The organism is Klebsiella sp. CN_Kp100 (genome assembly GCF_040065315.1).
Lineage (GTDB): Bacteria > Pseudomonadota > Gammaproteobacteria > Enterobacterales > Enterobacteriaceae > Klebsiella > Klebsiella oxytoca.
Map to the genome: position 1 here is coordinate 41582 of NZ_JBEAIJ010000053.1, position 11237 is coordinate 52818.

The following is an 11237-nucleotide window of genomic DNA, read 5'->3' on the forward strand; positions in this document are numbered from 1 at the left end:
AAACCCGTCTTTTATTAAATTTCATTATATTTCAAATGCTTAAATAAAAGCAATGCCTGTAAGAAAAGTGTCACCGGCTGCCATAAAACATTCATCCACTCGCTTGACAAATGTTAAATGTCAATACTTTCTGGGGATAACCCCACAGAGTGGTGGATTATGCGCAAAAGCGCTATTTATTCGTCTATTCTGACGGCAAAAAGGGCTGATTCGCCCGGATACGATAATAGGATACTGTTTTTATATCCAGTGTTTTTTATTGGCAAAAGCTGTGCTGGCGAGTAGAATTAAAGACCTGCCGTTCAACCCTTCTTCAGGTCCTGATAGATGAGTAAACCGTTCAAGCTGCATTCTGCTTTCCGTCCCTCCGGCGACCAGCCGGAAGCCATTCGTCGCCTGGAAGAGGGGCTGGAAGATGGCCTGGCGCATCAAACGCTGCTCGGGGTGACCGGCTCAGGTAAAACTTTTACCATCGCCAACGTCATTGCCGACCTGCAGCGCCCGACGATGGTGCTGGCGCCGAACAAAACGCTGGCGGCGCAGCTATACGGCGAGATGAAAGAGTTCTTCCCGGAGAACGCGGTGGAGTATTTCGTCTCGTACTACGACTACTATCAGCCGGAAGCCTATGTGCCAAGCTCGGACACCTTCATCGAGAAAGATGCTTCGGTAAACGAACATATTGAACAGATGCGTCTGTCGGCAACCAAAGCGCTGCTGGAGCGTCGTGACGTGGTGGTGGTTGCCTCGGTCTCCGCCATCTACGGCCTCGGCGATCCGGACCTCTATCTGAAGATGATGCTGCACCTGACGGTCGGCATGATCATCGACCAGCGCGCCATTTTGCGCCGCCTGGCTGAACTGCAGTATACCCGCAACGATCAGGCCTTCCAGCGGGGTACCTTCCGCGTGCGCGGCGAGGTGATCGATATCTTCCCGGCGGAGTCTGACGACGTCGCGCTGCGCGTAGAGCTGTTCGATGAAGAAGTCGAGCGCCTGTCGCTGTTCGACCCGCTCACCGGCCACATCGAGTCGACGATCCCGCGCTTTACCGTCTACCCGAAAACCCACTACGTCACTCCGCGCGAACGTATTGTCCAGGCGATGGAAGAGATCAAAACCGAGCTGGCGGAGCGGCGTAAGGTGCTGCTGGAAAACAATAAGCTGCTGGAAGAGCAGCGCCTCAGCCAGCGTACCCAGTTCGATCTCGAAATGATGAACGAGCTAGGCTACTGCTCGGGGATTGAAAACTACTCGCGCTATCTGTCAGGGCGCGGGCCGGGCGAGCCGCCGCCCACGCTGTTCGACTACCTGCCGGCGGATGGTCTGCTGGTGATTGATGAATCCCACGTCACGATTCCGCAAATCGGCGGCATGTACCGCGGAGACCGGGCGCGTAAAGAGACGCTGGTGGAGTACGGTTTCCGTCTGCCGTCCGCGCTGGATAACCGTCCGATGAAGTTTGAAGAGTTTGAGGCCCTGGCGCCGCAAACGATCTACGTTTCGGCAACGCCGGGCGCCTATGAGCTGGATAAATCCGGCGACGAAGTCGTCGACCAGGTTGTCCGCCCGACCGGGCTACTGGATCCGGTCATCGAAGTGCGCCCGGTAGCCACTCAGGTCGACGACCTGCTGTCGGAAATTCGCCTGCGTACCGCGATCAACGAGCGCGTATTGGTCACCACGCTGACCAAACGGATGGCGGAAGACTTAACCGAATATCTGGAAGAGCACGGCGAGCGGGTGCGCTATCTGCATTCGGATATCGATACCGTCGAGCGTATGGAGATTATCCGCGATCTGCGCCTCGGCGAGTTTGACGTGCTGGTAGGGATCAACCTCCTGCGTGAAGGTCTGGATATGCCGGAAGTCTCGCTGGTGGCGATCCTGGACGCCGATAAAGAAGGCTTCCTGCGCTCTGAACGCTCGCTGATTCAGACCATTGGCCGCGCGGCGCGCAACATCAACGGTAAAGCGATTCTCTATGGCGATAAAATTACGCCGTCAATGGCGAAAGCGATCGGTGAAACCGAACGTCGCCGCGAGAAGCAGCAGGCCTATAATGAAGAGCACGGTATTGTTCCGCAGGGGCTGAATAAGAAAGTGGTCGACATTCTGGCGCTCGGTCAGAATATTGCCAAAACGAAAACTAAAGGGCGCGGCAAGTCTCGCTCACCGGTTGAGGCGGATGTCGTGGCGCTCACGCCGAAGGCGCTGCAGCAGAAGATCCACGAGCTGGAAGCGCAGATGATGCAGCACGCGCAGAATCTGGAGTTCGAAGAGGCGGCGCAAATTCGCGACCAGCTTCATCAGCTGCGCGATCTGTTTATCGCCGCTTCGTAGCGGAGTTGCCAGATAAATATCGCCCGGGCTTTACCGGTGCTTCAGGGGGGGACGGGCGGTGTTTTTCGTGGGGCGGGTAAGGCGTTAGCCGCCACCCGAGAGAAAAGCGAGCGCATGAGCCAAAATGAGGCGCAACACGTTTTGTCTATTTATTGCCCCTCTGTCGCGATTTTCCGTGATGCTTAATGTTGGCTTAATATTGTTTGGCGAAACTATCCTCAATCTACTGAGGATAGCGCCATGCAAAAATTAACCTTCCGCGAATATCTGGCAGTCACCTGCGCTTTTGTTATCGTCGTTGCCTTTTTTCATCAATGGGTGCTGACGTTCTGACGGACCGTGTCGGGAAAAAGCACCCACGCGCGAACGCCGGGCCCGGGCTGACGGTTATGTAAAAAGAACTGGGCGTCGTGCAGCTGGGCGATGCGGGTGACGATGCTTAACCCGAGCCCGATACCACCGTAGCGGCTGTCCATGCGGACGAACGCTTTGCTCAATTCACCGCTTTTGGCCTCATCAATGCCCGGACCTTCATCTTCTACCGCCAGAACCGGCGTGGGGCCGGGGGCTATCGACACTTTAATCGTCGAACCCGTCGGGCTGTAACGATGCGCGTTTTCTACCAGATTGCGTAAAATCACCTGCACCAGCGTGGCGTCACCTGACACTATCGCTTCACCCTCTTTGTCGCTGACCACCAGCTTTTGCTGACGCTGTTCCAGCATCGTCTCCAGTTCGCTGCGCAGCGGCTCGATCACATCTTCCTTCAGCCTGACCTGCTGATAGCTGCCGGCGGAGAAAGACTGGCCGACCCGCGCCAGCTGAAGCAGTTGATTAATGCTGTTGGTCATCTGATCGAGGCGCTGGATCAGCGGGGCGACGCTAACGCCATGCACTTTCGCCAGCAGCTCCAGATGCAGACGCAATCCGGCCAGGGGCGTGCGCAGCTCATGGGCGACGTCGGCGGTAAACAGGCGCTCGCGATCGAGCGTTAAGTTAAGGCGGGAGACCAGCTGATTAATCGCGGTAGTGACCGCGGTGACTTCGGGCACCGACTCTTGCAGGGCGATAGGCCGCAGGTTATCCGGGGTACGGCTTTCAAGTTCCTGCTGGAGGCGGGATAGCGGCCTGGTGATTTTTTTCACCGCCAGCAGGGAGATATAGAGCGCCAGGCCGATAATCAGCAGGCTCGGGATCAGCAGACTGGCTACCGCTTCGCGAACCTCATGCTCAATATGCTTCTGATTATTATGACCTTCGATGGCGCTGGCCACCAGCAGCTGAATCTGTTCCTGGCTTTCATGCCACAGCCAGAACACGCTGATGAGCTGGCAAACCGCCAGTATCGCGCCAATGGTCAGCAGCAGCCGATGGCGCATGGTCCAGTTTTTACTGACAAACAGAGCCATAGCGTTATTCGGCTCCTGTATTATCGACCAGCATATAGCCGAAGCCGCGGACGGTGCGGATCCGCGATTTACCCACCTTATCGCGTAAATTATGGATATGCACTTCCAGCGTATTAGTGGCCGGTTCGTTGTCCCAGCTGTAGATATCGTTATAAAGAATTTCGCGGTGTACCGGACTGCCCGCCTTCATCATCAGGCGGGAGAGCAGCGCGTACTCTTTCGGGGTTAGATCCAGGGACTGTTCGCCGAGCCAGACCAGCCGCCGGGTGAAGTTCAGGCGCAGGTTACCGATAGTCAGCTCGTTATCGCCCTGATTGTTGTGGCGACGCAGCAGGGCGCGGATGCGCGCGTTAAGCTCTTCAAGAGCGAAGGGTTTAACCAGATAGTCATCCGCGCCGGTATCCAGGCCGCTAATACGTTCATCAACGGTATCGCGGGCGGTGAGGATCAGCACCGGCTGGCTAAACTTCTCTCGCCGCATGCGCGCCAGAAAGTGCAGGCCGTCCTCATCGGGCAGCCCGAGGTCAAGCACCACCAGACTGTAGTGGTTGCTGGCCAGCGAGAGCGCGGCTTCGTGGGCGGTAGAGACGCCGTCGCACACGTAGCCCTCGCTTTGCATCGCCAGAATTAATCCTTGTAACAGGAGCGCATCGTCTTCAATGACTAAAATTTTCATCGGCCTGCCTCTCTACATGGCGTTAAAATATCGTCTGTTGCCTGGTACTCGTGAGTGCTGACCCCGAGCAGACCGAGCAGGGTGGAGAAAAGGTTATCCTGCGAATACGTTTGGGTTTTCGTTTTTTGCTGCAAACACTGGCTGGAGACCCCATAGCGCTGTTGATAATCCGCTGACAACCACAGCAGCATGGGCACATGTTTTTGCGTATCTGGCGCTATGGACCACGGCAGCCCGTGCAAATACACCCCATCCTCGCCAAGCGACTCTCCGTGATCCGAGAGATATACCAGGCTGGTGGTAAATTTATCCTGCTTCGACTGCAGTAATTTTATCGCTTTGTCGACCACATAATCGACATACAAAATCGTGTTGTCGTAGGTATTAGTGAGCTGTTGCTGGGTGCAGCTCTGGATCTCATTGGTATCGCAGGTCGGCGTAAACTGTTTAAACTGCGCCGGATAGCGATTGTAGTAGGTCGGCCCGTGGCTGCCGATGGTATGCAGAACGATAATCCCGTCCTGCTGTAGATTATCGATATAGCTATCCAGATTATGGAACAGCACTTCGTCGTAGCACTCGCCGTCGATGCATTGGCCGCTCAGCTTAAGATCGGTGACGTTTTCGTGCGGCACCCGGTCGCAGGCCCCTTTACAGCCGCCGTCGTTGTCATTCCACTGCACTTTAATTCCCGCCCGTTGCAGGATATCCAGCACGCCTTCCTGATGATGCGCCAGCTCTTCATCATAGTGGGCGCGCGGCATATTAGAGAACATGCAGGGGACGGAAACCGCGGTAGCGGTGCCGCAGGAAGTCGTATTAGCGAAATAGATCACGTTATCCTGCTTCAGACGCGGGTTGGTCTCGCGAGAGTAGCCGTTCAGGGAGAAGTTGGCCGCCCGCGAAGTTTCACCTAACACTACAATGGTCAGATTTTTCCGCGGCCCGCTGCGCATCTGCGGCTTCTGAACGGCGTCTTCGCCAATTTTGACCAGCGGAAGATTGTCCATTCTGTTATGCGCATACCATGAATTCACCGCCACAATGCTGTTTGACGGGCTCAGGGACTTTACCAGCTCTTTGTTGTTGCGAAACAGCGAAGCGTAATCTTTATAGAAGAGGGCGGCGACCAGAATAATCAGCAGCGCTGAAACCGCGATGCTCACCAGCCGTACGGCAAGACTGCGCCAAAGCGTCTGCGGTTTGCGAATTTTGATCCACCATGCCGCGACGACGGCCAGAATGCCGGAAAGCCCCAGTATCAGCACCATTTTCCCGGAGAGCAGCGCAAAGCTCTCCGCGGGCGTGGTATCGAAAATATTGGTAATCATCGCCCGATCGATAACCACCCCGAAGGTCCAGATAAAATACTGGGCCGAGGCGCTGAGCAAAATAAACAGGCTAACCACGAGGCGGTCGAGCTTCAGGAACGAGGCGAGAGTGGTGATGATATTCATCACGCTGATGGCCACTATCGGCATACTGAGGAATACCAGCCAGTTATGCAGACCGTTAACCGGCAGCAGGGTAAATGCCTGGCGATAGAAAGCAAGATTCAGCGCGAGGCCGATATAGCAGGCGAACAGAAGCAAATAGGCCGTACGGCTGAGTACCGGCCGACGTAAAGAAAATGACGACATAGCGAACGTCCACATGAAGAGATGTCCGCTATCCTGCCGATTCTTTTTTAAGACAACCTTAAGATTTTAAGCCAGCCAGCTTTTGCCGCCACAATTAAGCCGCTTGAGGATTAACCTAACGCCTGAATGGCCTGTTCCAGCGCGTTGCGTAATAGCTGCCGATCGTGGCGATAGGGCACATCGCTGGCGTCCAGCGGCGTCTGAATGATGACCCGCTGTTCAACCCCTGCGGTATCGGCTTTCGGGCCGACAACCAGCGCGTCAATTACTCGTTTGCCGATTTGTTGCTCCATAATGGCGACCCTGTCGGCCAGCGTCAGGCTGGCCGCCGGGCTATGCTCTTTGCCGAGGTTATCGATAAATACCATTGGCGCGGGCGTGCGGCGCAGCGCTTGCGCCAGTTCATCAAGCAGCAAAATCGGCATCAGGCTGGTATAGAAACTGCCGGGGCCAATGAGGATTAAATCGGCTTCGGCGATAGCTTCTAGCGCCTCCCGGGTTGTGGGCACCGGCGGGGAGAGCATAAGCTCGCGCGGTACGCAGGCCAACTGATCGATATTGACTTCGCCGTAAATTTCGTGCCCGTCCTGATCGATAGCCATCAGATCGACCGGCTGTTCCGACATCGGGATCAGAAACGCATCGACCTTCAGTAAATTGCGGATCAAATTGATCGCTTCAAGCGGCCGAACGCTCAGATGATCGAGGGCCTTAAGCATCAGGTTTCCGAGGTTATGCCCGGAAAGTTCGCCGTTACCGCTAAAACGGTATTCAAACATCGCCGAGGCCACGCTGGGTTCAGCAATTAACTGATTAATACAGTTGCGCATATCGCCCCAGGCGATGCCGCCTTCCGCGCGGCGAATACGTCCTGTTGATCCGCCGTTATCGGTTGTAGTCACAATGCCCGTCAGGCGCGAACCCAGCGAAGAAAGCGATGACATTACCCGTCCCAGCCCGTGTCCGCCGCCGAGAGCCACAACGCGATCAAGATCGGCGAAAGTACGATTGCGCATAAAAATCCTTATCTCAATTAATCGGGCTCACAGTAACTGATTTCACCTTAAAAAACGATGTCCGTTCTCTCCGGGTATGAAGGATTTTTTAGCGTGGCAATGGCGAGAATATCAGCGTACTGGTGAATTCCCGCCGATTTCCAGGGTGATATTTTTAGAGCTTTTGCGCTCCAGATAACCTACTGCGCGGGAAAAATAAAATACTCAACGGGTCTGTTACCGCCCGAAGGCAAAGAAGGGAGGGATGAATTACGCTGCTTTCTCACACGCTTAGTCGTAAAAAAGCGAGATAAATCCGTTATATACATCGTTGCATAACGAAATGTGGGTATGGCATAACCCTGGTTTCCGCGCTACTATTCGGCGTAACCCACTAACACTCTAGCCTCTGTGCCTGTGTCGAAAGATATGGTGCTTTGGCCGTGACAACTTCGGTTGCCACCAGGGCGCGAAAAGAAATGACCGCGTCTCCCGTATTTGGAAAGGTGTCTATGGCTTCACAGCTTACCGATGCATTTGCGCGGAAGTTTTACTATCTGCGTTTGTCGATTACCGACGTATGCAACTTTCGTTGCACCTACTGTCTCCCCGATGGCTATAAGCCCGGCGCCGTCACCAATAAAGGCTTTCTCAGCGTCGATGAAGTGCGTCGCGTCACGCGGGCTTTCTCCGCTCTGGGAACCGAAAAGGTGCGCCTGACCGGCGGTGAACCCTCTCTGCGACGCGATTTTACCGACATCATCGCCGCCGTGCGGGAAAACCCCTCTATTCGCCAGATTGCGGTCACCACTAACGGCTACCGGCTGGCGCGGGATGTTGAAAGCTGGCGCGATGCCGGACTGACGGCGATTAACGTCAGCGTGGATAGCCTCGACGCCCGTCAGTTTCATGCTATAACCGGCCAGGACAAATTTCGTCAGGTGATGGATGGCATCGATGCCGCATTTGCCGCTGGCTTCGAAAAAGTGAAGGTCAATACCGTGCTGATGCGCGATGTTAACCATCATCAGCTTGATACCTTTCTCGCGTGGATCCAGCCGCGCCGCATTCAGCTACGTTTTATCGAATTGATGGAAACCGGCGAAGGCAGTGAACTGTTCCGCCGCCATCATATATCCGGCATGGTGCTGCGTGATGAATTGCTGCGCCGCGGCTGGATCCATCAGATCCGCCAGCGTAGCGATGGTCCGGCGCAGGTGTTTTGCCACCCCGACTATGCCGGGGAAATCGGCCTGATCATGCCTTATGAAAAAGACTTCTGCGCCACCTGCAACCGTCTGCGCGTCTCTTCCGTAGGAAAACTGCACCTGTGCCTGTTTGGCGAAGGCGGCGTCGATCTGCGCGATCTGCTTGCCGATGAGCAGCAGCAGCCGGCGCTGGAAGCGCGGATTTCCGAAGCGTTAACCCATAAAAAACAGACCCATTTCCTGCATCAGGGCAACACCGGTATTACCCAGAACCTGTCGTATATTGGCGGATAATGCATTTTAAGGAGCGATCTAATGAGTCAGGCCAGCGCTGAGTTTATCCCGACCCGTATTGCTATTCTCACCGTTTCCAGCCGACGCGGCGAAGAGGACGACACCTCCGGCCACTGGCTGCGCGATGCCGCCCAGGAGGCGGGGCACGTCATCGTCGATAAGGCGATTGTTAAAGAGAACCGCTACGCCATTCGCGCCCAGGTATCGGCGTGGATTGCCGGCGATGAGGTGCAGGTGGTGCTGATTACCGGCGGTACCGGCTTTACCGACGGCGACCAGGCGCCGGAAGCGCTGCTGCCGCTGTTTGACCGCGAGGTGGAAGGCTTCGGTGAGGTATTCCGCATGCTCTCCTTTGAGGAGATTGGCACCTCGACCCTGCAATCCCGCGCCGTTGCCGGGGTAGCCAACCGCACGCTGATTTTTGCCATGCCTGGTTCAACCAAGGCCTGTCGTACCGCATGGGACAATATCATTGCGCCGCAGCTCGATGCGCGCACGCGCCCTTGCAACTTTATCTCTCATCTTAAGAAGTAGTTTATGTCACAGCTGACCCATATTAACGCCGCCGGCGAAGCGCACATGGTCGATGTCTCAGGGAAAGCGGAGACGGTTCGCGAGGCGCGCGCCGAGGCCTATGTTGAAATGCAGGCGACGACGCTGGCGATGATTATCGACGGCAGTCATCACAAAGGCGACGTCTTCGCCACCGCGCGTATCGCCGGGATTCAGGCGGCCAAACGCACCTGGGAGCTGATCCCGCTTTGTCATCCGCTGATGCTGAGCAAAGTCGAAGTGAATCTGCAGGCGCAGCCCGAGCATAACCGGGTGCGTATCGAATCCCTGTGCCGTTTGACCGGTAAAACCGGCGTCGAGATGGAAGCTCTGACCGCCGCTTCCGTTGCCGCGCTGACCATTTACGATATGTGCAAGGCGGTGCAGAAAGATATGGTGATTGGCCCGGTGCGCCTGCTGGCGAAAAGCGGCGGTAAGTCCGGCGATTTCAGAGTGGAAGCTAGCCATGATTAAAGTTCTTTTTTTTGCCCAGGTGCGCGAACTACTCGGCACCGACTCACTGACTCTCGATCCGAACGGGCTGACCACGGTTGAAGCCGTTCGCCAGCAGCTCATCGCCCGCGGCGACCGCTGGGCGCTGGCGCTGGAAGAGGGCAAACTGCTGGCGGCGGTAAATCAGACGCTGACGACCTTTGATCATCCGCTGGCGCCCGGGGATGAAGTGGCATTTTTCCCGCCGGTTACCGGGGGCTAATATGACGCAGACGCGTATTATTGTCAGCCATGACCGCTTTAAGGTTGGCGACGAATATCCCTGGTTGGCCGAGCGCGATGAAGACGGCGCGGTGGTGACGTTCACCGGTAAAGTCCGCAACCACAACCTTGGCGACAGCGTCAAAGCGCTGACCCTTGAGCACTATCCGGGAATGACGGAAAAATCGCTGGCGGAGATCGTGGAACAGGCGCGCGAGCGCTGGCCGCTGGGCCGGGTGACGGTGATTCATCGTATCGGCGAAATGTGGCCCGGGGAAGAGATTGTCTTTGTCGGCGTCACCAGCGCCCATCGCGGCAGCGCGTTTGCGGCGGGGGAGTTTATTATGGATTACCTGAAGACCCGCGCGCCGTTCTGGAAGCGCGAGGCGACGCCGGAAGGCGAGCGCTGGGTGGATGCGCGAGATAGCGACCGCAAGGCGGCAGAACGCTGGTAGTGTGGTACGCTTAGAAGATAAATTTCGTTAATCAGGAGACAGTCATGGACAGATATCCTCGTTCCGGTACCATCGTCCAGGGGCGCAGCGGGCTACAAACTTATATGGCGCAGGTATACGGCTGGATGACGGTCGGGCTGCTGCTCACGGCGTTTATCGCGTGGTTTGCCGCTAACACCCCGGCGGTGATGATGTTTGTTTTTTCCAGCAAAATTACCTTCTTTGGGCTAATTATCGCCCAGTTGGGGTTGGTGTTCGTGCTCTCGGGCATGGTGCAGCGCCTCAGCGCCGGTATGGCGACGACCCTGTTTATGCTCTATTCGGCGCTAACCGGACTCACCTTATCCAGTATATTCCTCGTCTATACCTACTCATCGATCGCCAGTACCTTCGTGGTTGCCGGCGGGATGTTTGGCGTGATGAGCCTTTACGGCTATACCACTAAACGCGATCTGAGCGGCTTCGGCAATATGCTGTTTATGGCGCTCATCGGTATCGTGCTGGCGTCGCTGGTTAACTTCTGGCTCAAGAGTGAAGCGCTGATGTGGGCGGTGACCTATATCGGGGTGATCGTATTCGTCGGCCTGACCGCCTATGACACCCAGAAGCTGAAAAATATCGGCGAGCAGATTGACGTTCGCGATACGTCGACGCTGCGCAAATACTCGATTCTCGGGGCTCTGACGCTGTATCTGGACTTTATCAACCTGTTCCTGATGCTGCTGCGCATTTTCGGCAACCGTCGTTAATTCGTTCCCGGAGGGCGGCGCGATGCGCTTATCCGGGCTACCAGACCGCAGAAAACGATGAACCTGTAGCTTTGGTCAGAAGCAAAGTTTTCCGGAGGCGATGCTGCGCATCTGTCCGGGCTACCGGATTTCAGACGGTGGTGAACTTGTAGCCCGATGTGATGGACACCTCCCCCTTACGGCATCAAAGTGCCAGACTGAG

11 protein-coding genes and 1 riboswitch are annotated in these 11237 nt (G+C 55.9%); of the genes, 7 read left to right on the forward strand and 4 right to left on the reverse strand.

Going from position 1 to position 11237, the window contains the following annotated elements; genetic code table 11:
• Positions 1-327: 327 nt before the first annotated feature.
• A complete protein-coding gene (uvrB, locus tag ABLV12_RS23785) occupies positions 328-2343 on the forward strand; it encodes an excinuclease ABC subunit UvrB (protein ID WP_004111544.1) in 2016 nt (671 codons plus the stop codon).
• Between the two features lie 311 nt (positions 2344-2654).
• Here the strand turns inward: uvrB and pmrB are convergent, their stop codons facing one another.
• The 4 genes from pmrB to yvcK all read right to left on the reverse strand — a co-directional run bounded on the left by pmrB (position 2655) and on the right by yvcK (position 7084).
• On the reverse strand, positions 2655-3752 hold the full coding sequence (gene pmrB / locus ABLV12_RS23790) for a two-component system sensor histidine kinase PmrB (protein WP_004100423.1): 1098 nt from the start codon (positions 3750-3752) through the stop codon (positions 2655-2657).
• 4 nt (positions 3753-3756) lie between these two features.
• Positions 3757-4428 carry a two-component system response regulator PmrA gene (gene pmrA, locus ABLV12_RS23795; protein ID WP_064397523.1) on the reverse strand — a complete coding sequence of 224 codons (672 nt, stop codon included), beginning with the start codon at positions 4426-4428 and terminating at the stop codon, positions 3757-3759.
• Positions 4425-6068, reverse strand: coding sequence for a phosphoethanolamine transferase EptA (gene eptA / locus ABLV12_RS23800; RefSeq protein WP_348867399.1), 1644 nt, complete (start codon positions 6066-6068; stop codon positions 4425-4427). The genes pmrA and eptA overlap by 4 nt, the downstream gene beginning before the upstream one ends.
• 110 nt (positions 6069-6178) lie before the next feature.
• Positions 6179-7084: a uridine diphosphate-N-acetylglucosamine-binding protein YvcK gene (gene yvcK, locus ABLV12_RS23805; RefSeq protein WP_004100435.1), complete on the reverse strand. Its 906-nt coding sequence runs from the start codon at positions 7082-7084 to the stop codon at positions 6179-6181.
• Positions 7085-7449: 365 nt separating this feature from the next.
• A riboswitch (molybdenum cofactor riboswitch) is annotated at positions 7450-7588 on the forward strand.
• On the opposite strand from yvcK, the gene moaA reads away from it, so the two are divergent.
• The 6 genes from moaA to ABLV12_RS23835 all read left to right on the forward strand — a co-directional run bounded on the left by moaA (position 7576) and on the right by ABLV12_RS23835 (position 11035).
• Positions 7576-8565: a GTP 3',8-cyclase MoaA gene (moaA, locus tag ABLV12_RS23810; RefSeq protein WP_004111553.1), complete on the forward strand. Its 990-nt coding sequence runs from the start codon at positions 7576-7578 to the stop codon at positions 8563-8565. (Overlaps the previous riboswitch by 13 nt.)
• A gap of 21 nt (positions 8566-8586) precedes the next feature.
• Positions 8587-9099 carry a molybdenum cofactor biosynthesis protein B gene (gene moaB, locus ABLV12_RS23815; RefSeq protein WP_004100439.1) on the forward strand — a complete coding sequence of 171 codons (513 nt, stop codon included), beginning with the start codon at positions 8587-8589 and terminating at the stop codon, positions 9097-9099.
• A gap of 3 nt (positions 9100-9102) precedes the next feature.
• Positions 9103-9591, forward strand: a complete 489-nt coding sequence (gene moaC, locus ABLV12_RS23820; RefSeq protein WP_004100440.1) for a cyclic pyranopterin monophosphate synthase MoaC — start codon at positions 9103-9105, stop codon at positions 9589-9591.
• Entirely contained in the window at positions 9584-9832 is a 249-nt protein-coding gene (gene moaD / locus ABLV12_RS23825) for a molybdopterin synthase sulfur carrier subunit (RefSeq protein ID WP_023320611.1), read from the forward strand. Before moaC ends, moaD begins: the two co-directional genes overlap by 8 nt.
• 1 nt (position 9833) lies before the next feature.
• Positions 9834-10286 carry a molybdopterin synthase catalytic subunit MoaE gene (gene moaE / locus ABLV12_RS23830; RefSeq protein WP_064397527.1) on the forward strand — a complete coding sequence of 151 codons (453 nt, stop codon included), beginning with the start codon at positions 9834-9836 and terminating at the stop codon, positions 10284-10286.
• A gap of 44 nt (positions 10287-10330) precedes the next feature.
• Complete coding sequence (locus tag ABLV12_RS23835) at positions 10331-11035, forward strand: Bax inhibitor-1/YccA family protein (RefSeq protein WP_004100449.1); 705 nt, start codon at positions 10331-10333, stop codon at positions 11033-11035.
• Positions 11036-11237: the final 202 nt, after the last annotated feature.